Here is a 24,975-nt window from a genome sequence, read left to right on the forward strand (position 1 = left end):
GGCCCGCAGCACGTACGGTGCAGGGATCCGGCCCCTCTCAAGACAAGGCGTCCCCGTGGCCTCACTGCTCCGACTCTCCGGCCCCGCGCTCGTGCTCGGCGGGGTGCTGATCATCGTGACGGTCTCGTTCGGCGAGGGGATCGGGCCGCTGTACCTGGCCGGCGTGGCACTCGTGGTGCTGGGGCTGATGGGACAGTTTCTGGGTGCACGCCGCCAGCGCCCGACGCAGGAGCGGGCACCGCTGCTGATCGAGGTGCCGGTGACCGGGCGGTGGCGGGGTCTGAACTCACCCGCCTCGAAGGTCCCCTCTCACACGCACGGCCTCGCGCAGACGTACGCCATCGACATCACGCATGAGCCGCCCGGCGCCTCGCCGCGGGCGATGGACTGGCTGTGGCCGCCGATGCGCCAGCCGCAGGAGTTCCCGTCGTTCGGCCAGCCGGTCCTCGCCCCCTTCGACGGCGTGGTCGTCGCGACGCGCAGCACCAGCCGGGACCACCTCACGCGCCTGTCCCCGCTCGGGCTGATCGTCATGCTCATCGAGAGCGTCGTGCGCAGCGCGGGCACGCCCCGGCATCTGCTGGGAAATCACGTGCTCCTGCGCGCCGAGGCCGACGGGCCGGCCGGTGGGCCGGCTACCGGCGGCACGCCCGACGGCACCGTGGTCGCCGTGCTGGCGCACCTGCGTCGCGGCTCGGTCCAGGTGGTGCGCGGCGAGCGCGTGACGGCGGGGCAGCAGATCGCCGAGTGCGGGAACTCCGGCAACTCCTCGGACCCGCACGTGCACTTCCAGCTGATGGACGGGACGGACATCACCACCGCGCACGGCCTGCGGTTCGAGTGGGAGTACGTCTCCGACGAGGGTGCCCCGCAGCGCGGCGTGCCGGCCAACGAGGAGCTGTTCGTGGTGCCGCCGGCGGGAGCGGACCCTGGCGAGCGCTGACCACGATTCAGCCCGTGTCCGCAGCCCACCGCGATGACGCAGATGTCAGTTCTTGCCGACCAGCGGGAAGAGGTCGGTGGCGATCCGCTCGAGCTCCTCGTGCAGCGGTGAGGCCTGGATGAGCAGCAGGTTCACGCCCGCCTCCTCGTAGGCGCGGATCTTCTCCGCCACCTGCTCAGGGGTGCCGACCAGCTCGGGGCGCAGCGCCCGGGTGCCGACGGAGTACTCACGGGCGGAGACCTCCACGTCGAGGTTCGAGTGCTTGGTGAACTCTTCGAAGGACGCGTAGCCGGGCGAGTCCGGGTTGATGGTCGTGATGCGCTCGAGCTCGGCGCGCGCCTCGGCCTCGCTGTCGCGGATGATGACGTAGGCGCTCATGCCGATGGAGTCGAAGGCGGCGCCCTGAAGGCGCTCGCGGCGGGCATTGACGTCAGCGACCTTCTCCCGCAACTCGTCGACGGTCCCGCCGTGGGTCACGTAGGAGTCGGAGAAGGCCGCGATCGCCTCGCGCCCACCCTCGGATTCCCCTCCGGCATAGATGGCGGGCAGCGTGGCCGGCTTCGGCTCGACCACGGTCGAATCGATGTCGAAATAGCGTCCGTGCTGGCTGTAAGGGGTCTCGGTCCACAGCCCACGCAGGGCATCGACGAACTCGGTGCAGTGCACGTACCGATCGTCGTGGGAGGGGAAGACCCCGCCGAACTGCGAGGCCTCCTCCGCCCACCAGGCGGCGACGACGTTGAGGGAGAGGCGGTCCCCGGAGATGTCCGCCAGGGTGGACAGCCTCTTCGCCGTGACCTGCGGGTTGTGGTAGCCGGGGCGGATCGCGGTGAGGATCTCGAGATTCTCGGTGACGGCCGAGATGGCGGTCGCGAGCGACCAGGCCTCGAGGCTCGGCGCCTCGGGCCCCTTGCGGTCGTTGAGGTAGAGCTCGGGGACGAGCGTCAGCTCGAACCCCAGGCGATCGGCGAGAGTGCTCACCTTCCGCACATACTCCCAAGTGGCAGGCATGCCTTCGTCCTCGACGTTGCGGAGGAAGCCCCCGTACACCGGGGTCCAGTAGCCGAATCTCATGTCTCTCCTGACGTGGGTGCGAGCCCGGAAGGCACGCGGGTGGAATACAGGCCCGTGGGCCGGGCGTGTGGAATACAGGCCCGAGAGTCGGGCGGGGGGAAGGCGGACCCGAGAGCCGGGAGGATGGTCAACAGGCCCGAGGTCCGGGCGGTGGTCAACGAACCCAGGAGCCGCCCGCGAGTGGGGTCCGCGGAGGAAGGGGCCGATCAGTGCGGTGCGGGAGCCTCCGTCGCGGCCGCGGTCGCTCTGGCCACCGCTTGCAGCGCCTGGGCGAGGTCGGCGCGGAGGTCGTCGGGATCCTCGACGCCGATCGACAGGCGGATGGTGGTCAGGCCGATGCCGGCGTCGGCCCGGCCCGCCTCGTCCAGGCGGGAGTGCGTGGTGGTCGCGGGGTGGACGACGAGGGAGCGCACGTCGCCGATGTTGGCGACCAGGGCGAACAGCTCGAGGGAATCGATGAACGTCTCGACGACGTCCGGATCGCCCGCCAGATCGAAGGAGAAGACGCTGCCCAGCCCTTCGGGCAGCAGGTTGCTCACGAGCTCGTGCTCGGGATGCCCGTCCAGACCGGGGTGGTGGACGCGGGCCACCTCGTGCCGCTCATCGAGGAAGCGAGCCAGCTCGAGGGCCGTCGCCGTCTGTCGGCGCACGCGCAGCTCGAGGGTCTCGATGCCGAGCAGGATCTGCGAGGCGTTGGTCGGCGAGAGCGTGGGCCCGAGGTCGTGGACGCTCTTGGCCCGGGCCAGGACCAGGAAGGGGGTGCGGCCTTCGCTGCCGTCGAAGGCGTCGGTGAACACGATGCCGTCGAACCGGGGATAGGGCTCGGTCAGGCGCGGCCACCTCGCGGGGCGGGCGGTGAAGTCGAAGGTGCCGCCGTCCACGATCACGCCCGCGATCGCCGTCCCGTGGCCACCGAGGTACTTGGTCGCGGAGTGCACCACGATGTCGGCGCCGTGCTCGAAGGGGCGCAGCAGCACCGGGGTGGCCATGGTGTTGTCCACGACGACGGGGATGTGCGCGGCGTGGGCGACGTCCGCGATCGCGCGGAGATCCGGCACGGTGAGCACCGGGTTGCCGATCGACTCGAGGAAGAAGCCACGAGTGGTGTCGCGGATCGCCCCGCGCCATGCCTCGGTGTCGAGGGGATCCACGAAGGTGACCTCGATGCCGAGATCGGCGAAGCTGTCGCCGAGCAGGTCCGAGGTGCCGCCGTAGAGCTTGTTCGAGGCCACGAAGTGGTGCGTGCCCGGCCCCGCGGCGGCGATGAGGGTCAGCAGGGAGACGGCGACGGCCGCCTGCCCGGAGCCGAGGGCCAGAGCACCGGCGCCGCCCTCGAGGTCGTTCACCCGGCGCTCGAGCACCGCATTGGTGGGGTTCCCGTTGCGGCTGTAGATGTTGCCGGGCCGGCTCAGGGCGAAGGTGTCGCGGGCGGTCGCGAAGTCCGCGAACTCGTAGGCCACCGACTGGTACACGGGAACGGCCACCGTGTTCTGCGGGACGCCGGGCGTGTACCCGGCGTGGACCTGACGCGTGGCCAGCGCCCTGGCGCGGCTCGTCGAGGCGGCTGGGGGCCGCGTCGTCCGGGCCTCCTGCTCCGGGGTCGGAGCGGTGCGGTGTGTCATCGCGGTGAGTTCCTCTCTGATCGCTGCCCGTCATCCTGCGTCACGGTGTCGCCTTCCCCGCACCCTCGTGAAACTTATTGACCCCATAAGTACAACCATGAACGAATCGCGGCGCGAAGACCCTCTCCCGTGCCACGGTGTGACCCGAGCGCTCCCTCGGGAGTCAGCCCGGGTCCCATGTCCCGGTCTCCGATCCAGTCGACCAGTCAGAGGCACAGATGGTTCTCCAGACCCCGCAGAGCCCTGCAGCGGACCCGCAGCGAGGACGCATGCTGCCGCGCCGGGCCCTGATGCTCGGCGGACTACTCGGTGCCGCCGGCCTCACCGCCGGCTGCGCCGCCGCGTCAGGTGCCCTCACCGCGCTCGGCGGGGACGGCGGGGACTCTGAGAGGCTGCCCCACTCCCTCACCTGGGGGTGGCGGCTGCCGACCACATGGGACTCCGCCCGCGGCATCGGCTACGACGTCCACGTCCTGTCCCTCGTCCACTCGGGTCTGACCCGCCTGGATCCCGACGGTGAGCTCGCCCCGGACCTCGCGCACTCGTGGACCTACAACGACGCAGGCGATGCCGTGACCTTCCACCTGCGGCCGGGCCTGACCTTCAGCGACGGCGCCGCCGTGGACGCCGCGGCGGTCAAGGCCGGGCTGGAGCGCAGCCGGGACCTGCCCGGGGCCACGAGCGCGCAGTCCCTTGCGGTCATCGTGGACATCACCGCCGACTCCGAGACGGACGTGACCCTGCACCTGGCCGGGGTGAACCACCAGGTCCCGCTGCTGCTGGCCGGTCTCATCGGCCATCTGGTCTCGCCCGACGCGATCGCCGCGGGCGTCGAGCTGAACGTGGCGCCGGTGGGGGCGGGTCCGTTCGTGCTCGACGAGTACATCCCCGGATCACACGCCCGCCTGGTCAGGAACCCGGCGCATTGGAATGCCGCGGAGATCCTCCTGGACGAGCTGCGGGTGGTGCCCCGTCCGGCGGAGGCGGTGACCTTTGCGGGCCTGAGCTCGGGCCAGTACGACATCGCGCATATCGACGACTCCCAGATCGCTCCGCTCGAGCAGGCCGGTTTCGAGATCACCACGGGCACGTGCTTCAACGTCCACACCATCGAGGTCAACAACCGCCACGCCCCCTTCGACGACCCGCTGGTGGTGGAGGCGTTCAACCGCGCGATCGACCGCGACGCGATCGTCGAGAGCGTCTTCTTCGGGCACGGCGAACCGGACTGGCAGCCCTTCACCCGTGACCTGCAGGGCTACGACCCTGCGCTGGACCGGCACTGGGACCACGACGTGGAACGGGCGCGCAGTCTGCTGGCCGAGGCCGGGCACACCGACCCGATCGCCGTGACCTTCCACGTCCTCAGCGACGGGGGCGATGACACCCAGTCGAGGATCGCCGAGGTGATCCAGGCCCAGACCGCCGCGGCGGGCTTCGACCTCACCCTGGAGATGGCGCCTCCTGGCTCCGGGCAGAAGGCGGCGCACTCCTACACCCTGTACATGTACTCCTTCTCCGGCCGGGAATCACCGGTCCAGGCGCTCGAGGTGCTCTATGACGAGGACGGGTGGATGAACATCTCCGAGCAGCATCCCAGCGGCTTCGACGAGGCCCTCGACCTGGCCCGCCGCACCCCGCTGGACTCCCCTGACTACACCCCGAACCTGCAGGCCGCGACCCAGCTCGCCGTGGTCGGTGCGACCCCGCACGCCTGGATCGCGAACTGGAATCGCGCCCATGCGATGAACGAGCGGGTCACCGGCTTCACGCACTGCCGGCACACGCAGCGCTTCGAGGGCGTGGGGGTGCGGTCATGAGGCGCATCGTGCCCCGCGCGCTCCTGCGCGCCGTCCCGGTGCTGCTGGTCACCGCCGCGATCACCTTCCTGCTCGGCGCGTTCGCGAAGCAGGAACCGGCCGAGCTGCTGCTGGGCGAATCGGCCACCGCCGAGGCGGTCGCCGCGCTCGACCACGAGCTGGGCCGGGACCGACCGCTCGTGGTGCAGTTCCTCACGTGGATCGGCGATGCGCTGCAGGGAGACCTCGGCGCGAGCTGGTTCACCGGCATCGCGGTGACGGACACGATCACCCAGCGCCTGCCGGTGAGCCTGTCGATCGCCGGCCTGGCGCTGCTGCTCGCGGTCGCGCTCGGAGCAGGTGCGGGGATCCTCGCCGCCCTGCACCGTGGCAGCTGGATCGACACCGCGGTCACCCTCGCCGCGTCGACGCTGGCGACCCTGCCGCCGTTCGTGGTCTCGATCGTGCTGATACTGGTGTTCGGCGTGGCCGTGCCGGTCCTGCCCACCGGCGGTTTCGTCCCCTTCACCCAGGATCCGGCGGGCTGGCTGGCCTGCATCATCCTGCCGGCGATCGCCCTCTCGCTCGAGGCCGCAGCGGATATCGCCCGTCAGCTGCGCACCGCCCTGGTGGCGACCTACGAGGAGAACTTCGTGATCGGCGCCCGGCTGCGCGGCCACTCCGAGGCACGGATCCTGCTGCGCCATGCACTGCCCCATGCCGCCGGCCCGGCGCTGTCGGTGGTCGGCCTCCAGGTGCCGCGGCTGATCGGTGGGGCGATCATCGCCGAGCAGATCTTCTCCCTGCCGGGCCTGGGCCTGATGGCCTTCGAGGGAGCGACCCAGGGTGACATGCCGGTGGTGCTCGGCGCGGTGATGGTGACCGTCCTGGCGGTGCTGCTGAGCACCTTCGTGATCGACCTCCTGCTGACCGCGCTGAACCCCGAGGAGCGCACTGCCGCCCGCACCGAGAGGACCTTCGCATGACCACCTTCCGTGCTCTGCTGGCCCGGCCGACGGCCCTCGCGGCCCTGCTCGTCCTCGGCGTCGTGGCAGTCCTGACCGTGTGCGGCGCGTTCATCGCCCCGCATGACCCGCTCGCGCAGAACACCTCGGACGTGCTGGCCGCGCCGTCGGCGGCGCATTGGCTGGGCACCGACTACCTCGGCCGCGACATCCTCTCGCGGCTGCTGGCCGGTTCCCGGCTGTCCGTGCTGGCCGCCCTCGAGGCGGTGCTGATCGCCCTCGTGCTCGGCACCGGCGCGGCCCTGGTGGCGGTCTTCGCGGTGCGGCCGGTGCGCTGGCTGATCGAGCGGATCTTCGACTCGTTCATGGCGCTCCCCTTCATCACCTTCGCCGTGGCGATCGGTGCGCTGCTGGGCAACAGCATCCATGCCGCGATGATCGCCGTGGGGATCCTGGCCGCGCCCACCTACTTCCGAGTGGTGCGGGCCGCGGTGCTCGAGACCGTCCACACCCAGTTCGTGGAGGCGGCGCGGCTGTTCGGGGTCCCGGTCCCGCGGATCGTCGTCACCCACGTGCTGCCGCGGATCGTGCCGGTGCTGCTGGTGACCTCGGCGAGCGCGCTCGCGGCGAGCCTGCTGGTGGTGGCGAGCCTGACCTTCCTCGGGGTGGGGGTCCAGCCGCCCACCCCCACCTGGGGCGGCATGCTCGCCGCCGATCTGTCCTATCTCGCCGCGCGGCCCGCCAATCCGGTGGGCCCGGCGCTGGCGATCATGGTCACGGTGGCGGCGCTGGGCGTCCTGGCCGACAGGCTCCGCGATGTGCGCACCGGGGCCGGGACCCGCACCGCCGGGACGGCGCAGGAACCCGGCGCCGAGCTCTCCGAACGCGCCGCCATTACCGACGACGCCGACGGCGCGCGCACCACCGAGACGACCACGACCCCACCGCTGCAGCAACCCCGATCGGGCGGGGCGGAGGTCGAGACCGACCGGGCACTGGTCGAGATCGAGGATCTGCACGTCCATGCCGAGTCCTCCGATGCGCACCTGGTGCGCGGCGTGAGCCTGCGCGTCCCCCGCGGCTCGAGCGTCGGGATCCTGGGCGAATCCGGGTCCGGGAAGACGATGACGGTCAAGTCGCTGCTCGGCGTCCTGCCCGACGGCGTCTCCGTCACCGGAGGGAGCATCGCCTTCGACGGCCACGACCTCACCGCGGGTGAGGCCTCGTGGAAGGACCTGCACGGGCGCCGCATCGGCACCGTCTTCCAGGATCCGGCCACCTGGTTCACCCCACACCTGAGCGTCGGCGCCCAGGTCGACGAGGTGCTGCGCCACACGCTCGGCCTGAGCCGGAGCGAGGCGGCCGCCACCCGCGCCGAGCTGCTGGAACATGTGGGCCTGCGCGAGGTGTCCAGGGTGGCCGGCCAGTACCCGCATGAGCTCTCGGGCGGGATGCTGCAGCGGATCCTGCTGGCGATCGCGGTGAGCGGCGAACCGGATCTGCTCGTGGCCGATGAGGCGACCACCGCACTGGACGTGACGGTGCAGGCGGAAGTCCTCGCCCTGGTGCGCAGGCTGCGCCGCGAGCATGCGCTCACGGTGCTGATGATCTCCCACGATCTGGCGGTGCTGGCCCACAGCTGCGACTACCTCTACGTGTTCCGCCACGGCGTGGTGGTCGAGGAGGGGCCGACGGACGCCGTCCTGCGCGCCCCGCAGCACCCCTACACCCGCACTCTCGTCGCCGACCACACCGTGTTCGGGATCGAGGCCGTCCGCGCCGCCGGAGCTGCGTCGGGCGAGCCGACCCGACAGAAGGAGGCAGCACCGCTATGACCACCACCGCGATCACCGACATCGACCTCGCCCGGGCTCCCGAGCACCCAGCGGCCCTCGAGGCCCCACCACACCCGGCCCTGGCCGTGCACGATCTCACCCTCCGCTACGGCGACCGGGAGGTGCTCCATGGCATCAGCCTGGAGGTCGCGCCCGGCGAGGTGGTGGGCCTGATCGGCGAATCCGGCTCGGGGAAGACCTCCCTCGCACGCAGCGTGCTGGGGCTGGTGCCCACCACCCGGGGCACGGTCGCCGTCGACGGCCACACGGTCAGCGGCTACACCCGCGCACGCTGGCGAGCGTTCCGCCGGGCGGGGCACGCCCAGTACGTGTTCCAGGATCCGCTTCGCAGCCTCGACGGACGCTTCACCGCCCGGGACTCGGTGCTCGAAGGGGCCCGCCAGGCGTTCCCGGCCGCCCAGGCGAGGCAGCACGCCGAGGACGCCCTGCGCACCGTCGGCCTGGACCGCTCGCTGTGGGACTCCCGGCCCGCCCAGCTCTCGGGCGGTCAGCGGCAGCGGGTCGCGATCGCGCGGGCCCTGGCCGTGGACCCGGTGCTGCTGGTGTGCGATGAGCCGGTCAGCGCACTGGATGCCTCCAGCCGCATCGAAGTGGTCCGCACGATCGAAGCCGCGGCCCGGGCCGGCACCGGCATCCTGCTCATCTCCCACGATCTGTCCTCGCTCGGCGCGATCGCCGATCGGGTCCTGGTCCTCCATGACGGCGGGATCGTGGAGAGCGGGACCGCCGCCGAGGTGCTGGGCGCTCCCCGGCACCCCTACACGCGCCGCCTCATCGACGCGATCCCCACCCTCGAGGGCGCTCGCGCACCGCGTTCGCCCCACCCCATCTCTCACTGAAGGAGACAGCAATGGCAGAGATCCTCGGCATGCTCTCGTCCCAGCGCGGATCCGAGACCGATCCGGTCACCGGCCCCGCCGTCGATCCCGGGTGGATCCGCGACTTCGCCCGCGCCCATGAGGAGGCCGGCTTCGACCGGGTGCTCATCGGCTACTCCTCCGCCTCGCCGGATGGGTTCGCGCTCGCCTCCGCCGTGCTGCAGGCGACCGAGCACCTGGGCGTGCTCATCGCCCACCGGCCGGGCTTCGTCGCGCCGACGGTGGTGGCGCGCAAGCTCGCGACTCTCGACCAGCTCTCCGGCGGCGGGCGGGTGGCGATCCACCACATCTCCGGAGGGTCCGACGCCGATCAGGCGCGCGACGGGGACTTCTCCACCAAGCCCGAGCGCTACCGCCGCACCGCCGAGTTCATGGACCTGCTGCGCCAGGCGCTGGCCTCCCACGAGCCGCTGGACTACTCCGGGGAGCACTACCGGGTCCAGGACGCGCAGAGCGCCGTGCACCCGGTGCACCCCGGCGGGATCCCGCTGTGGTTCGGTGGGCTCTCCGAGGACGCGGTGCAGGTGGGCGGCGAGCACGCAGACGTCTACGCGCTGTTCGGCGAGACGAAGGCGGAGGTGGCCGGTCGCACCGCAGAGATCCGCCGGGTGGCCGCGGCCGCCGGCAACGAGGCGCTGAGGTTCTCGCTGTCGACCCGGCCGGTGGTCGCCGAGACCGAGGAGGCCGCGTGGGAGAAGGCCGATGCGTACCTCGAGCAGGCACGGGCCCTCAAGGAGGCCGGCGCGGAGGGCAACCCGCTGCGCCTGCGCCGCCATGCCCCGAGCGAGCCCACCGCCGTCTCCGCCGACCGCCTCCAGCGCCTCGCCCAGGAGCGGGATGTGCACGACGAGCGGCTGTGGTTCGGGATCACCAAGCTGATGGGCCCGCAGGGCAACTCCAGCGGGCACGTGGGCACCGGCCAGCAGGTCGCCGACGCGCTGCTGGAGTACTGGGACCTGGGGGTGGAGAACTTCCTCATCCGCGGCTTCGACCAGCTCGGCGACGTGCAGGACTGGGGAGAGCTGCTGATCCCGGCGCTCCGGGCCGGGATCGCGGAGAAGCAGGCGGCGCAGAGGGAGGTGCTGGCGGGGGTGTGAAGCCGTGGGGGGGGCGACCGATGGGCGCAACCGGCCTGCCAAGGCCTGCGTCAGCTGTTGGAGCGACAGATCAAGTGCGAGACACCGACCATCGCGCCCAGTTGCCACCATGGGGCAGCTCCGCCAACCGGCACGCCACTGCCTTGCAGAGGCGCGGGGTGCCGGCGAACGAGGAGCTGTTCGTGGTGGAATGACCGGACAAGGGCGGAGTCATCGCGCCGGACCTGCCACGGAGTCTGCGCACCAGGTGGTCGCCCGGACGTCACTGCCGCTCACGGCCCCATCCGTATCCCCAACCCGGCTCTTCCCGGTTCGTGGTGATGGGGAGCGTCGCGTCGTTGACGTAGAACGGCTCGTGGTCCTGCTGTGATGGGTGTTGTCAAGACATCCGAATCTCAGAGGACCACGAGCCTGTGCACGAGAGTACTGGTTCGCAGCGTGATGCTGCGAGCACGATCTTCAACTTGCCCAATTACCGCGTCATCGATGCCGTCGACCTGCCCGACGGGGGCCGGCGGGTGGTGATCGCCTCGACCGTCCCGCCGGGCTGTCCGTCCTGCGGCGTGCTGGCGACGAAGGTCCATTCCCGCCGGTCACAGCAGGTCCGGGACGTTCCCGTCGCTGGCGCAGCGGTGGTGGTGTGGGCCAAGCGGCGCTGGTTCTGTCTGGAGCCGGCCTGTGCCCGGGGCACGTTCGCCGAGGCCACCGAGCAGATCCCGCGATACGCACGCTCGACGACCCGACTGCGGGACCAGGTCGTCTCTGCCGTGATCCGTTCCGGCCGTGCAGCCTCCGAGGTGGCCCGGGCCCACGGCGTCTCGTGGTGGCTGGTCCAGGCCGCCCTCAGCGCCGCCGCAGTGGTCCTGCCTGACGTCGACGACGTGCGGGTCAGGCGTCTGGGGGTCGATGAGCACCGCTACCGGTCAGTGCGCTGGTTCCGCACCGACGAGGGCGCTTGGAGACGGTTCGAGCCGTGGATGACGACGCTGGTCGACCTGGCCACCGGGCAGGTCCTCGGCATCGTCGACGGCCGGGACTCCAGGGCCGTCGGGGATTGGCTCGCGCAGCGCTCTGAGCAGTGGCGGGAGCGGATCGAGATCGTCGCGATCGATCCCTCGGCCGCGTTCCGCAAGGCGCTGCGGACCTGGCTGCCTCGCGCCGCGGTCTCGGTCGACAAGTTCCACCTGGTCAAGCTCGGGAACGACATGGTCACCACCGTCAGGCAGCGCCTGGCCCGCACCCATCGCGGTCGTCGGGGCCGCAAGGACGACCCGGCCTGGGCCCACCGGATGCTGCTGCTGCGCGGCGGCGACACCCTGACCCCGAGGGCGTGGGAGCGGTTGGAGAGGGTGTTCCGCACCGACGACCCCACCGACGAGCTCTCGGCCTCCTGGGGCATCAAGGAGCAGCTCCGACGCCTGCTGGCCACCGACACTCTCGCCCAGGCCTGGCAGGAGCGGATGCGGATGGGCTACTTCGTCCAGATCGCGAACATGCCCGAGGCCACGAAGCTCTACGACACCGTCGTGACCTGGTGGGACGCCATCGAGGTCCTCATCGTCACCGGCGCAACCACCGCGAAGGTCGAAGCGGGCAACACCGGCATCAAGAACATCAAACGCACCGGCCGCGGATTCCGCAACGCGGAGAACTACCGGACGCGTATCCTGCTCACCAGCGCCGCGAGAACCGTAGCGTGAATACCCGCCACAGCAGGGTCATTCACCACGAACCGCGAAGAGCCCCCAACCCTGTCCTGCGCAGGACGAAGAGCATTCACACCACGCCCATCCCGAGGTCCATCGGAATGGGCGTCGAGGCCAAAGCCCCGATGCCCGCGCTGGTGATGTACATCTTCAACAGCGTCACCACCCAGAGGAAACATGGGTTGAACGGGGTGGTCGGGTTCATCGAGCTGTCCCCGATGCCGCTGTCCCGCCCATTCCTCATGGGTTCATGGAGTTCAGCACCGGTCCCATTCGGCCGGCCAGGGAGTATCAGGCAACAGCCTCGAATGCGCGCTCGACGATCAGGTCGTAGACGTCCTGCGTGTAGTGATACGGCGCAGGTCCCCAGCGGTGCTCCGGATCGGCGTGCACCTCATTCTCGGTGAGCGAGACGATCCGGAAGCCCAGTGCCTTGAGGTAGTGCACGTAACGGCGGAAGTGACGATTCGCCTCCTCCGCCGAGAGTCCGTTGCTCGAGGTGATCTCCTCACCATCGATCGTCGTACGCGCCCATGGCACATCGAGAACAAGGGTCTTGTCGAAGACTCCGGCACTTTGCAGCACTCGCTGAAAGCGACGTGCCTGCCCTTTCCAGGCGACATAGTGCTCTTGGGTTCCGAACGCGATGTGAGCTCCACCCTCATGGATGCTTCGCACCTCTGGAATCTCGAGCCCGTCGACGCTTCGGGTGAGGATAGTGCCGTCTGCCAGCTCACTGACCCCATCGCGCTCATCGGTGAGGTCCCAGAGCAGCACATCCGTCTTCTCCGCGGCGGCGCGGATCAGAGACGGCATCCGCCCGGCGAAGTCGGTCTGCAACGCTCGCAGCAGGGAACGGGTCACCCCGGTGACCTCCTGCGGGAACATCGCGGCACCGTTCGTCCCGAAGGAGAGCAACGAGTTGCGCGACACGTGGTCAGTGATCTTCGCTCCCCTTCCCGCTGCGAGGTCGATGGCATCGCGGGCGACAGGGCCTCCATAGATCGTCACGCGCACCGGGGCTGCTGGTTCGGGGATCTTTTCGAGAGTGCGCCCAGCACTCTCGAAAACCTGCTGCATCACAGCGTCATAGGCGTCTTGGGTGTAGTGGAACGGGGCCAGTCCCCAACGGTGCTGGGGATCCGCGATCAGCAGCTCCGGATCGATCTCGAGTGTGCGAACTCCGAGCCCGACGAGGTGGTCGTAATACCGCTCGTACAGATAGTTCGCCTCGATCGGGAGCTTTCCCATGCTCCCCGGGGCTGCTTCACCCTCATTGGTCACCATTGCCCAGGGGATGCGCAGCACCACAGTACGGTCGAAGAGATCCATCTCTTTCAGATTCTCCACAAAGGATCGAGCCTTCTCGGCCCACTTCTCGAAGTGCTCGTCCGTCCCGAAGTCGAGATGGCGAGCGTTCTGAGCGGCCTCCCATACTTCCGGCTCGCTCAGCAGATCAAAGGTGCGGGTGACGACCTTCCCATCATCGAAGACGAGTACGCCATCCCGCTCATCGGCGAGGTCCCACAGGAGCACATCGGTCACGTCGTGGAACTCATGCAGCTTCGCCTCAAGATCGCCGGCGAAGTCCGCCCGCAGCATCCGGCGGCGGAATCGGTGCGCAGTCCGAGCACCCGCCGGGTACCGATCTGACGCATCACTGCCTGCGGAAAGCAGGGACTGTCGTGCGATGTACGTCGTGACCGTGGACTGGTCGCCGCCTCCGGCGAGCGCCACCGAGTCCCGAGCCACGCAGCTGCCATACACGGTGACGCGGAGCGGGGTCCGCGCTGCAGGGGTTGCGCTCACGTCGGTCCTCCTCTGGTGGAATGAGATTCGCACAGCGTACCCAGCCGGTCCGACGATTTGCCCAGCTCGGTCCGCCATCGGAGTGACGTCACATCCGCGTCGCTCACCTCCCGGGGAATCATGCCGACGCAGCGCCTCGACGCTGACGCACATACGATGACTCCATCCCCCGTTTCTGCGCCCCGGAGCTGACGATGCCCACGACCTCCTCCCCTCTCCAGACATTGCGCACTGGGCTGTGGCACCTGAGAACGGGTGGGCTCACGCAGCTGCGCACCTGGAACCGACGTCGCCGGATCAATTACGGCGTCGGCGATGGTCTCGGCTCTTTCGATGAGGCCGGCAGACTCACCTTCCCGCCGTTGCCTCGGCCACAGCGCACACCCACCTTCGACGGCGTGAGGATCGCAGTGATCCTCGACGACTTCTCACAGCAGGCCTGGTCCTACGAGTTCGACACGGTGCCGGTCACTCCCGCGACATGGCGCGAGCAGCTGTCGGCGTCGCCCGTGGATCTGCTGCTCGTGGAGTCCGCGTGGCACGGCAATGCAGACGCTTGGCAGTATCACCTCACAGGCTCCAAGGCGCCCACTGCAGCGTTGCAGGAGCTGGTCGCACATTGCAGGTCCGCAGGTATTCCCACGGTGTTCTGGAACAAGGAGGACCCGCCCCACTTCGATGACTTCCTCGATACGGCTCGGCTCTTCGACCACGTCTTCACGACCGATATCACCCTGCTGCCCCGGTACCGGAAGGAGCTCGGCCACGACAGCGTGGCGGTGCTCCCCTTCGCCGCCCAGCCCGCAGTCCACAACCCCATCCGACCCCGCCACGGGCATCAGGAGCGCGACGTCGCCTTCGCGGGGATGTACTTCGCCCACAAGTTCCCCGAGCGTCGCGAGCAGATGGACATGCTGCTGGGAGGTGCTCTGGATGCCTCGGCGCAGATGGACACGGGGTTGGAGATCTTCTCCCGATTCCTCGGCGACGACGAGCGCTACCAATTCCCCGGGGAGCTCGGTGACCGGGTCGTCGGCTCGCTCGACTACGACCGGATGTTGACGGCCTACAAGGCGTACAAGGTCTTCCTCAACGTGAACTCAGTGGTCACGAGCTCTTCCATGTGTGCACGGCGCATTTTCGAGATCAGCGCTTCGGGCACACCTGTGGTCTCTGCGCCGTCCCCGGCGATCGGAGAGTTCTTCTCGGCGGACGAGGTTCCTCAGGCCGCGTCGCGAGAGGATGCGGCCCACACCGTGCGGGCTCTGGTCCGGTCGCCCGAGCTTCGCGATCGCACCGTGCACCGCGCGCAGAGGCGCATCTGGCACGAGCACACCTACAGCCATCGCGCACGAACGGTCCTGGAGGCGGCGGGACTCGGAGCACGTGCTGGCAACTCTGGCAGGCCGGGCGGTGCCGGGCTGCCGTCGGTCAGCGTTCTGGCGGTGACGAACCGACCGGGCCAGCTGGAGCACCTCGTGGAGCAGGTGGCCCGACAGACCGGGGTCGAGCGTCAGCTGTTGTTGGTCACCCACGGGTTCGAGGCCGAGAAGCATGTGATCGAACGGGCCCGCGAGCTGGGCATCGCGAGCGTGAAGGCGATGGAAGCGCCTGCGGCCTGGTCGCTCGGGTCGTGTCTGAACGAAGCGGTGCAGCACGCCGACGGCGAGGTCTGCTCGAAGATGGATGACGACGACATCTATGGCGAGTTCTACCTCCACGACCTGCTGCGAGCACGTGAGTTCTCCGGGGCCGAGGTCGTCGGCAAGCACGCCCACTACATGTACCTCACCGGCACAGATGCGACATTGCTTCGCTTCCCCTGGAGGGAACATCGCTTCACCGATCGGCTGATGGGGCCCACATTGACCGCTGGGCGGGACATCTTCCTCGCCCATCCCTTCGAGCAGATCTCGCGCGGGGAAGACACCGCATTCCTTTCGGCGGTGTCCGAGGCCGGGGCACGGATCTATTCAGCAGACCGCTTCAACTTCACCCAGATGCGGCGCGGAGAGGCAGGCGGGCACGCGTGGTCAGTGAGCGATCGAGAGTTGCTGGCGAGTGCGGATGTCGCCTGGTTCGGCCGGAACGACCACCACGTGATGGTGTGATGACCAAGGTTCCTGCGGTCCACAGCCGGCAGAAGCCGGACCCGAGGAGCTCGCAGTGACACGCCGTCAGGGAGTGCTCCTCGCCGCCGGGCTGCTCGCTGTGGTCCTGGTCATCACCGGCACGTTGATGCTCCGCCCGCTGCTTCTCGGAAGTACGTCCTCGGACGATCGCGATGGTCGTAGGGCATCGGCATCGCCCTCCCCCGCGCCACCCTGGAACTCGGTCGACCTCCCCGGCTACGAATCCGACCCCGGTCCGTTCACACTGGCACCCCTCGACGAGACGAGCGGAGCGGCGGTGACGATATCTCTGTCTTTCGACGCGGACTCGGTGACCACGGGAGGAAACATCGGCCTGAGCTTCGATGCCACCGAGCTCGCGAACCCGATCTGGGACGCCGAGCAGTCGAATCTGACACTCACGCTGCAGGAGCTGGACCGCCCCGTGCTTCGATTCGGCGGAAACGGGGTGGACCGCCGGATGTGGTGGACCTCGAACGGCGAGCCCGCACCGGCGTGGGCCGAGGTGACGGTCACGCCTGACGATCTGGCGCGGGTCGCGAAGGTGGCGGACGACGTGGATGCCCAGGTCACCCTCGCTCTCGACCTCGGCCACGACGATCCGGCCCGCGCCGCCGACATGGCCGCCCACGCCGCTCAGGCGTTCGGAGACCGTCTTCTCGCTGTCGCGTTCGGCAACGAGCCCAACGGATACCTCCATGAGAACCAGCCACAGCTCGCCGTGCGCGATGCAACGTGGGGGCCCGAGCCCTACCAGGACTCCTTGAGGGAGTATTCGGCCGCGCTCGAGGAGGTCGCTCCTGGACTCCCCGTCGCCGGTCCGGGTGCCTACGACGCTCCGTGGTGGAGAGCCTTCGCGGAATCAGGTATTCCGAATCAGCGGGCTCTGACGATGCACTGGTATCCGCTCTGGGACTGTGACGGTCCTGCCTCGTCGATCGCAAACCCCACGGTGGAGGACCTGACCTCTCCCGCGCTGCGGGACCGTGCCCGTCACATCATCGGCATGGGTGCCGAAGTCGCCGACGAAAACGATCTTCCGCTATGGATGGAGGAGACAGGACCTACCTCCTGCCCCGGCACCAACGACACGTCCCGCACCCATGCCCAAGCTCTGTGGACGATCGACTACGTGATGACCGCTGCAGAGCTCGGCGTCGAGCGCACTGCCTTCCACGCGACGCTGCAGGCCTGCCAGGGCGGCGCCCCGATGAGTCCGTTGTGCGCCACCGGGGAGCTCGAGGACCCGGGGATGGTGGTCGCAGGACGGACGAGCTACCTCGCGCTCATGCAGCTCGGCATGCTCACCGACGGGCACGTGCTCTCCTCCGCGGCGTCAGGCGACGGTGCCGTCATGGTCCACGGGGTGCTCAGCGACGACGGGTCACTCAACCTTCTGATCGTGGACCTCCGGGATCCCACGAGCGCGTCTCCGACACCAGTGCAGATCAGTGCGCCGAGCGGACTGCCCTCAGACGCTTCATCGGCGTGGACCCTGGTCGAGGGCAGTCGACTCGCGGGAGAAGCACTCGACGCTCAAGAAAGCACCTTGACTGCTCTCGCCCCGGTCACGGGCGAATTCAAGGATGCCGGCTTGGCGCGCTCCCAGCCGGTCACTGTGAGCAGTCACGCCGGGACCGCCACTCTGCTGCGCTTCGCGCCCGTCGAGGAGAGCTCAGCGTCGGACGGCGGAGGCCGATGACCTCACACTCGAAGCTCACCGGCCCGCGGCCCTCGTATTCCTCGGCGTCGTCAGCCACGGACACCGGATACCGTAGAGGGTGCGGAGTGCCCTCGACCCCGCCCTGTCCGCTGCCCCAGGAGACTGCGTTGTTGACGTTCCCTCTGCTCCCCCCGCTTCTCGGTCCGCACGTCCGGACCCAGCTCTCGGGAGGGTCACGATGATGGCTCGCCGGAGCGCAGTACCCGGGATGACACGCCTGCGGAAGCTCTTCGCTCCGGAACCTGGCGGTGGAACGGACGATGGGCGTGCTCAGCAGGCCGAGCAGCTCGCCGGACTCCGCAACGATGCCGAAGCGGCGAAGACGGTGGACGACGCAATCGTCCTCTTCCGGAACGCGGCGGCACAGTCCGAGTTCGACGCCCAGGTCCTCCTTGAGTTTGCTCGCTATCTCATCCGCCACTCCCGAGGAAGCATCGCTGAGGAGGTTCTGGGGCTCTCTCTCGCCCAGGACGGGGCACAGCCCGACGCGTTGGAGGCCTACCTGGACCTGGTGCGTGAGCTCGACCTGCGCTCCACCCGTCAGCGATGGGCACTCTCCCGGCTCGAAGCGGACCTCAGTGCAGCGTCGGGCGCTCACCGCGGCGCCTTGGACTTCGCCATCCCCTACTCGCTGCACGACGCCCTGGAGACGATCGGTCGCGGGACCGACCCCCTCAATCGCCTGATCGTCGAGATCAACCGTGCATCTCGTGACGAGACGCTCTCGGAGGAAACACTCGCCACTCATCGTGAGAATCTGGGAGACAACGATGTCGTGCGCGCCAGGATCACCGTCGCCCTGGGGCGTGGGGATCGCGAGCTCGCGGTCCGCCTTCTCCGCGACGCCGATCCGCGCGCCGTTCCCCTGAACGCACTGCGACGCGCGATCCGCCGAGGCCGTGCAGCGGGACGCACGAGGTACGTCACCGATTACCTCGAGGAGTACCGCAAGCATCTGCCTGCCGACACCTGGGCCAAGGCACTCCAGAATGAGTACAAGCACGGGCTCATCAGCAACTACCAGCTGGGCAAGAGCGGCTTTCCCTTCCCGGACATGGCGACCGAACCGGCATATGAGGCGCGTCGAGATCACGTGCTCTACCTGCTGCACAACTCGCTCCCCCACCACTCAGCGGGCTATGCGACCCGCACCCATGGGCTCCTGTCGCAGCTGAACCGCCTCGACTGGGACGTCGACGGGGTGACGCGCCTCGGCTATCCCTACGACATGCCAGGGATGGAGGACCTGCCGGATGTCCCACGGCAGGATCGGGTGGGCAACGTGGAGTACCACCGACTGCTCACCGGACGCGAGATCGAGAAGAAGAACCCGCTCTTCCCCTACACCGAGCGCTATTCAGCAGCTCTGCAGGAACTCGCGAAGGCCGAGCGCCCCGCGCTCATCCACGCCGCTTCCAACCATTGGAACGGCCTCACGGCCGTGAAGACCGCGCGCTCGCTCGGCATCCCGTCGATCTACGAGGTACGTGGGTTGTGGGAGATCACCCGCGGCTCACGCAATCCCGAGTGGGCCGAGAGCAACATGTTCCGATACATGGCGAAGATGGAAGCCGACGCCGCCAAGGGTGCCACCAAAGTTTTCACCATCACCGAGGCCCTGCGCGCTGAGATGATCGACCGCGGTGTGGATGAAGACAAGATCACCGTGGTCCCGAACGGCGTGGACACCTCTCGCTTCACTCCCATCGGCCGCGATGAGCAGCTGGCTTCAGAGCTCGGTGTCACGGGGAAGACCGTCATCGGCTATGTCGGATCGGTTCTCGATTACGAGGGCATCGAGCTCATGCTTCAGGCGGCGCAGCAGCTCTCCCGCACTCGCGAGGACTTCCATGTCCTCATCGTGGGGGATGGTGCAGAGCTCGAGCGGTTCACGCTCTTCGTCCAGGAGCAGGACCTCAGCGACGTCGTCACCTTCACCGGGCGGGTCCCGCACGAGCAGGTGGAACGGTACTACTCGCTGGTCGACATCACACCGTTCCCGCGCCTCCCCCTGCCGGTCTGCGAGATGGTATCGCCGCTGAAGCCTTTCGAAGCGATGGCCATGGGCAAGGCTGTGATCGCCTCCGACGTCGCGGCCCTCGCAGAGATCGTCACGCCCGAGGTGAACGGTCTGCTGCATGAGAAGGGGAACGTCGAGTCCCTGATCGAGGCCCTCACCACGCTCCTCGATGACAAGGCGCACGCTCAGCGACTCGGTGCACAGGCTCGGGATTGGGTCGTCGAGAACCGCGACTGGTCGCAGCTCGCCCAGGTGATCGCCCGGGCCTACGACGAACTGATCCCGTGAAACTGGCCGGCCCGGCAGAAGCCGGGCTGATCAGGGCGACGGCCCCATCAGGACTGGTGATGACGGTGGACCCGCACTGACTCCTGCCCGATGCTCACCGACCACCAGGAGTCCCCCCGCACCGGGGACAGGATCAACGATCCGCCCTGCATCACGAAGGAGTCCACGAGGCCCAGGGGTCGCGGCGAGTGGGCACCGATCAGGGTGACGAGCTGAGGGGCTGTCCCAGTGGCCCGAGCCGTGAGGCGAGTGGCCGGCTCGAGCGTCTTCCACCTGGTGCCGACGTATCCGGTGAGATCTTCGCCCTGGGCGGCGTCGTGCCGGGCCAGCGTGTGCTGAGTCCCCAGCCAGGTCATCGTCATCGTCGTGGTCGATGTCGTGTCGTTCAGTCGGAACCCTTGGTCACGGGGCCGAACGGCCACGCCGACATCCGTCTGCCAGTGCTGTTCGAGAGTGAGCTCCTGCTCGTCCCGACGACTCGCCCGATCCCAGACGATCCAGCAGTCCGCGTCCCGGAGGTAGACGACCCTCCGTTCGAGGTCTGCGCCGTCGTATCCACGATCGATGAGGAGAAGATCGTCGGCGGCGTCGGTGAAGCTGCTGCGCACGAGCTCGAAATCCGCCTTGGGCTCACGGTCCAGCTCCGGCAGGAGGGGAACATTGTGCGCTTCGCGGGAGGCGAGGTAGCGGCGCGTGGGGTCACCGGTCTGGTACGAGTGGAATCCGGGGTCGACCAACCAACGTCGCCCCGCGGTGTAGAGGTGGACGCTGCCGGAGTCGAAGTGACCGTGGGCTCGCGCGTAGGCACCGTGTCGGACCACCAGGTGCGACTCCTGCGCGGCAGGTCGGTCCTCTCCCCATCCGCTCCGGGAGATCGCGTAGCCGCGCTCCAGGACAAGTGCGCGAGCTCCGGGGGTCTCACCGCGCTTCCCTGCCGAGAGGACGAAATCGGTCACCTCGCTGAGCCCCGGCACGACCTTCGACCGTGCCGAATCGCCGATCTGCGGCAGCTCGCCGTCGGGCTGGGCCAGATGGGCGAGCACCGTGCAGGCGGCGTCCAGCCGTGCCGTGACGTGCGTCGGCACCTCCAGGCCCTCAGCATCGACTCTCGCCCAGGTCTGTCGCCACCAGCGGATGTTCATCTGGTGATAGGCGACCGACCCTTCTTCGTTGCACCCCTGTTCGTCGAACGCCCTCTCGAAGCTTCGTACGAGCCGCCCCAGCGACTTCTTCATCGCGGCATGGTCACGCAGCACGGCGCCGACGACGAGCAGTCCGGTGTTCTGGTGCAGACCATGGTTGCCGCCGACGATGTGCGTGTCGTCCATCAGCCAATCGCGATGGGCACCGAGGAGCTCGACGAACCACGAGGCCTCGGCGGGGACCAGGGGCGCCCCGAGAGACAGCTCGACGGCACGATTTCCGTCCGCCATGTCTTTCCAGGCAAAGGCTCCGACCGCCTTCTCTGCGGGCACGTTGGCCTCGAACCAGGACTGGGCGACCCGAACCCATTCGCTGCGGGCAGCGTCATCGCCGTCTACGGCGGCCCAGCGGATCGCGTTCACCCAGCGCAGGGTGTGATGCTGGAACTGCCAGTTGCGGTCCTTGTACGGGTCCGCCGCCCAGTCGGTGAAGTTGCCCTTCCAGTCCTTGTGCGGAGGCAGTCGCAGAGCGCCGGCACGATATCTCGCGACCTGGGACTCACCATTCTTCGGCCGGCCGAAGGTGCCACCGAAAGCTTGACGTTCGGCGACGCCGAGATCGAGATCTGCGACGGTCGTGGCGCGCGTGGTCATGGCTCGTCCTGTCCTGGGCTGATGCGGTCAGATCGCCGCGAAAGGCCATGCTAGCGTCGCTGGAACGTCTCGCTCTGCGGCACTGCTGAGCGGGGAGCGATGCCGAGGAAGGACGCTTCGTCATGGGTCTCGATCTGCTGGTGGCAGAACGACAGGCTTTCGGGTACGCGTACTCGCCTGAGGTGGTCGACGATCTCCTTGCAGGCAAGGTCACCCTGCTCCCGCATCCCGCCTGGGAGCTGCCATCGAAGATCACCTGGAAGGAAGATCCCTTCCAGGACAGGAACTGGACGTTCCAGTTCCATATGCTCCGGTGGCTCGATCCGCTGCGTCGTGCCGCTAGCAAGGACGGCAGCGAGCGGGCGTACTCCATGTGGTTTCGCCACGTCCGTGACTGGGTGGAGAAGAACCCGCCCCAACGGCCCAGATCGCGCTGGGCCTGGAAGGACATGTCCGACGGCATCCGTGCGCTGCAGCTCTGCCTCGCAGCCCCGCTCGTCCACGAGCGGTCTCCGGAAGAACTCCCGTGGCTCGAGAACACGATCCGCACCCATGCCGCACACCTCGCAGATCCAGAGAAGCAGGGCGTCGCGAACCACGCCCTGCACCAGGCGGAAGCTCTCTTCGTGTGTGGCCGCGTCCTCGGCGATTCCACATTGTGGGAGCTCGCCCTGGCAAGGATGGGCGCTCTGATCCTCGAGCAGTACGACGAGCAGGGGGTGAACGCGGAAGCCTCGATCTCGTATCACGACAGCAACTTCTTGTGGTGGGAGAAGACTCTGCGCCGAGTGGATGCAGAGCGGCTCCCGCGCCCGCCCGACGCGGCTCGTCACGGCCTCGCCCCCGAGCAGATCGCCCACGCCACCCGTCCCGACGGCACCTTGGTGATGATCGGGGACACCGACCCCCAGGCACCGAAGTCGGTGCGCTCACCATTCGTCCAGTTCGTCACCAGCGACGGTTCCAAGGGCACGGCTCCTGACGACCTGGTGAAGGTCTACGAGGCGGGGTACGTCTTCGGGCGCAGCGGATGGGGTTCCTCGACTCGTCGGTATTCGGAGGAGTCCTTCTTCTCGCTCAGATTCGGGCCAGCTCATCGTGTGCACGGCCACCCTGATGGTGGCTCCGCCACTTACTCGGCGTCGACGGTGAACTGGGTCGTCGATCCCGGGAAGTACGAGTACGGCAGCAGTCCTGCACGGAAGCATTTCGCCTCTCGGGCGAGCCATTCGCTGGTCTCGATCGAAGGGCGTGACCCGAGGGAAGGTGCCCGCGTCGAACTTCATCGGCAGTCCCATTCCGCACGCCACCATGAATTCGTCCTCGCCGACGACAGCTTCCCCGGAATCTCTCTGATGCGTCGGGTGATCCACTCGGTCCGGGGCGAGTATCTGGTGGTGGTGGATCATGTGAACTCGAGGCAGGAGATCACTGCGTGTCAGCGCTGGCAGCTGGGACCGGAGGTCGCGAGCTCGACCGACGGGCAGCGCGCCGAGCTCAGTGCCGGTGATCACCGTGCCGCGCTGATGTTTGCCGGCACTGCGGTGGAGCTGAGCGAGGTCACGGCGCAGGAGTCCCCGTTCGACGGCTGGGTCTCGACCGGATGGAAGCAGAAGGTCCCAGCCACGGCGATCACGGCACGAAAGAGCGGCACCAGCTTCCGCATCATCACGGTGCTCGCGGCGGGCGTCGGCTGTGCCCCGACGATGTCCTCTTTTCGGACTCCTGAGCCGGCCGCATTCGGTCTGCGGATCACCACGGGGGATGTGGATGAGCTGATCCATGTGGGACGGGACGAGGTCTCCTTTCCCGTCTCACCGCCGCGCTGAACTCCAGGGACGTCCGAGGGACGGACGTCCGAAGTCAGGACGTCAGAGGCCGGCGAGCACCGGATCGTAGATGGCGATCAGTTCGGCATGCAGCTTCTTCTCGTGCGGAGACTCCGGCAAGCCCCAGAACGCGGAATAGAGGCGGCGACTGTTGATCCCGGCGTGCGCGTTCATCCCGATGGCATGGACGGCGATCTGGAGCGCCGCCCAGTTCGCCATCCGGTGCTCCCAGTACAGGAGCAGCCCCGGGTCGACACCGTGGAGGTCCCCGTCGTAGTGCGCACGCTCGAGGAACTCTCCGAAGGCAAGACGGTTGGCCTTCTTGTACTCCAGGGAGGCGCTCTTCCGCTGCGGCCCTGCATTGAGGTAGTACGCGCGATCGAGGGGCGCCTCAGGGAGGAATGCCTTGGCGCGTCGACTGTAGGGACCTGCGGTCACGCCTCCACCGTGGCCATAGACGAAGACGTCCCGGGGAGCGGCATCCTGTGCGGCGAGAGCCGGCATCGTCGGCAGGCCACGTGTGTACCCTGCGGCGCGTCGCCCGGCCTCCGCGAGCGCCTCCCCTTCCGGGGTGTTGATCCGCTCGCGGATGTCGATCCATCGGTGCGGTCCTCCCAGGTGCTCCACCATGGCAGGGACCCGGGAGCTCTCCTCCTCTTTCATCGCTGCCCAGGACTCATACCTCATCGGGAGTCCCTTGCTGCGCAGCGCGGCGATCATCCCACGGGAGTCGACGCCGCCCGTCAGACCGAGGACGACTCCGTCGTGCCCGGAGAGGTGGCGCGCATAGTTCTCGAAGTACTCATCCCAGACTGCGAGCACGTCGTCCCGACCGGTCTGAGGGAGTGGGGAATGCGGCCAATAGCGCGAGGTCGTCCCGGACTGGAGGTCGAGCTCGACGTTCGGCGGCAGCAGGCGCACGCCGTCGTACAGCGAGCGGTCGCCGGGCAGGAATCGGGTGGTCTTCACTTTCTGCTCGGGCATCTGCATCAGCGCATTCATCGAGCGCGAGCGGGAGAGTCCCAGGTGCTCCGCGAGCAAGGATGCGTGCGAGGCCGCGGCATGGTGCCGATCGGAGGAGAAGACCGTCTGCGCTCCCATCGGGTCCTGCACCAGCCGCAGCGCAGCACCGTCCACGGCGAGAAGTGCGAAGCGACCGCTGAGGTCATCCAGCACGGCGTGGTCGTGGCTCGCGTACCGCATGGCGGCCTCTTCGACCGTCCCACTTCCATGCGCGACGAAGATGTCCCCGAGCACTGCCACAGCGCTCTCGGTGCCGCGGAGCGGGTGGATCGCGACCGGCGTCTCGGGATGCACGTGGATCCACCAGGCACCGAGCTCGTGGAGCGTCCAGGAGCTCAGGAAGTCCGGCTCCGCGCCTCGGCTTCCCGCCGGGGTGACGAGGAATCCCCGTCGATAAAGGATGCTGTCGAGCATC

The 24,975-nt window shown here is 68.4% G+C and carries 17 protein-coding genes; 11 read left to right on the forward strand and 6 right to left on the reverse strand.

The features are described from left to right. The first annotated feature begins 55 nt into the window (after window positions 1-55). Window positions 56-943, forward strand: a complete 888-nt coding sequence (locus tag ACT3UF_RS03720) for a M23 family metallopeptidase (protein WP_444592204.1) — start codon at window positions 56-58, stop codon at window positions 941-943. 45 nt (window positions 944-988) lie between these two features. On the opposite strand, the gene ACT3UF_RS03725 is transcribed toward ACT3UF_RS03720, so the two are convergent. Together ACT3UF_RS03725 and ACT3UF_RS03730 are read right to left on the reverse strand one after the other, a co-directional pair. Beyond that, complete coding sequence (locus tag ACT3UF_RS03725) at window positions 989-2,017, reverse strand: LLM class flavin-dependent oxidoreductase (protein ID WP_444608027.1); 1,029 nt, start codon at window positions 2,015-2,017, stop codon at window positions 989-991. A gap of 206 nt (window positions 2,018-2,223) precedes the next feature. After that, entirely contained in the window at window positions 2,224-3,639 is a 1,416-nt protein-coding gene (locus ACT3UF_RS03730) for an O-acetylhomoserine aminocarboxypropyltransferase/cysteine synthase family protein (RefSeq protein ID WP_444601345.1), read from the reverse strand. Between the two features lie 218 nt (window positions 3,640-3,857). Between ACT3UF_RS03730 and ACT3UF_RS03735 the strand changes: the two genes are divergently transcribed. The 6 genes from ACT3UF_RS03735 (at window position 3,858) to ACT3UF_RS03760 (ending at window position 11,934) form a co-directional block, all read left to right on the forward strand. Beyond that, entirely contained in the window at window positions 3,858-5,459 is a 1,602-nt protein-coding gene (locus ACT3UF_RS03735) for an ABC transporter substrate-binding protein (RefSeq protein WP_444608028.1), read from the forward strand. Between the two features lie 8 nt (window positions 5,460-5,467). After that, window positions 5,468-6,424: an ABC transporter permease gene (locus tag ACT3UF_RS03740; RefSeq protein WP_444608029.1), complete on the forward strand. Its 957-nt coding sequence runs from the start codon at window positions 5,468-5,470 to the stop codon at window positions 6,422-6,424. After that, window positions 6,421-8,238 carry a dipeptide/oligopeptide/nickel ABC transporter permease/ATP-binding protein gene (locus ACT3UF_RS03745; RefSeq protein WP_444608030.1) on the forward strand — a complete coding sequence of 606 codons (1,818 nt, stop codon included), beginning with the start codon at window positions 6,421-6,423 and terminating at the stop codon, window positions 8,236-8,238. Before ACT3UF_RS03740 ends, ACT3UF_RS03745 begins: the two co-directional genes overlap by 4 nt. Continuing rightward, window positions 8,235-9,098, forward strand: coding sequence for an ABC transporter ATP-binding protein (locus ACT3UF_RS03750; RefSeq protein WP_444502524.1), 864 nt, complete (start codon window positions 8,235-8,237; stop codon window positions 9,096-9,098). Before ACT3UF_RS03745 ends, ACT3UF_RS03750 begins: the two co-directional genes overlap by 4 nt. Before the next feature lie 11 nt (window positions 9,099-9,109). Beyond that, entirely contained in the window at window positions 9,110-10,234 is a 1,125-nt protein-coding gene (locus ACT3UF_RS03755; protein ID WP_444608031.1) for an LLM class flavin-dependent oxidoreductase, read from the forward strand. A 413-nt stretch (window positions 10,235-10,647) separates the two neighbouring features. After that, window positions 10,648-11,934, forward strand: a complete 1,287-nt coding sequence (locus ACT3UF_RS03760) for an ISL3 family transposase (protein ID WP_073884858.1) — start codon at window positions 10,648-10,650, stop codon at window positions 11,932-11,934. A gap of 76 nt (window positions 11,935-12,010) precedes the next feature. Here ACT3UF_RS03760 and ACT3UF_RS03765 read toward each other — a convergent pair whose 3' ends face one another. After that, the gene (locus ACT3UF_RS03765) at window positions 12,011-12,184 is read right to left on the reverse strand and encodes a hypothetical protein (protein WP_444608032.1); all 174 of its coding nucleotides are present in this window, start codon (window positions 12,182-12,184) and stop codon (window positions 12,011-12,013) included. Between the two features lie 47 nt (window positions 12,185-12,231). After that, the gene (locus tag ACT3UF_RS03770; protein WP_444608033.1) at window positions 12,232-13,749 is read right to left on the reverse strand and encodes a DUF6270 domain-containing protein; all 1,518 of its coding nucleotides are present in this window, start codon (window positions 13,747-13,749) and stop codon (window positions 12,232-12,234) included. Between the two features lie 194 nt (window positions 13,750-13,943). On the opposite strand from ACT3UF_RS03770, the gene ACT3UF_RS03775 reads away from it, so the two are divergent. The 3 genes from ACT3UF_RS03775 (at window position 13,944) to ACT3UF_RS03785 (ending at window position 19,912) form a co-directional block, all read left to right on the forward strand. Continuing rightward, window positions 13,944-15,860: a glycosyltransferase family protein gene (locus ACT3UF_RS03775; protein WP_444608034.1), complete on the forward strand. Its 1,917-nt coding sequence runs from the start codon at window positions 13,944-13,946 to the stop codon at window positions 15,858-15,860. A gap of 55 nt (window positions 15,861-15,915) precedes the next feature. Then, window positions 15,916-17,583 (forward strand): hypothetical protein, encoded by a 1,668-nt coding sequence (locus ACT3UF_RS03780; RefSeq protein ID WP_444608035.1) that lies wholly within the window; start codon window positions 15,916-15,918, stop codon window positions 17,581-17,583. A gap of 229 nt (window positions 17,584-17,812) precedes the next feature. Further along, window positions 17,813-19,912 carry a glycosyltransferase gene (locus tag ACT3UF_RS03785; protein ID WP_444608036.1) on the forward strand — a complete coding sequence of 700 codons (2,100 nt, stop codon included), beginning with the start codon at window positions 17,813-17,815 and terminating at the stop codon, window positions 19,910-19,912. A gap of 47 nt (window positions 19,913-19,959) precedes the next feature. Here ACT3UF_RS03785 and ACT3UF_RS03790 read toward each other — a convergent pair whose 3' ends face one another. After that, entirely contained in the window at window positions 19,960-21,708 is a 1,749-nt protein-coding gene (locus ACT3UF_RS03790; protein WP_444608037.1) for a heparinase II/III domain-containing protein, read from the reverse strand. 122 nt (window positions 21,709-21,830) lie between these two features. On the opposite strand from ACT3UF_RS03790, the gene ACT3UF_RS03795 reads away from it, so the two are divergent. Beyond that, a complete protein-coding gene (locus tag ACT3UF_RS03795) occupies window positions 21,831-23,537 on the forward strand; it encodes a heparinase II/III family protein (protein WP_444608038.1) in 1,707 nt (568 codons plus the stop codon). A gap of 42 nt (window positions 23,538-23,579) precedes the next feature. Here the strand turns inward: ACT3UF_RS03795 and ACT3UF_RS03800 are convergent, their stop codons facing one another. Beyond that, window positions 23,580-24,974 (reverse strand): hypothetical protein, encoded by a 1,395-nt coding sequence (locus tag ACT3UF_RS03800; RefSeq protein WP_444608039.1) that lies wholly within the window; start codon window positions 24,972-24,974, stop codon window positions 23,580-23,582. Window position 24,975: the final 1 nt, after the last annotated feature.

Source organism: Brachybacterium sp. AOP24-D1-21 (assembly GCF_052378665.1).
Lineage (GTDB): Bacteria > Actinomycetota > Actinomycetes > Actinomycetales > Dermabacteraceae > Brachybacterium.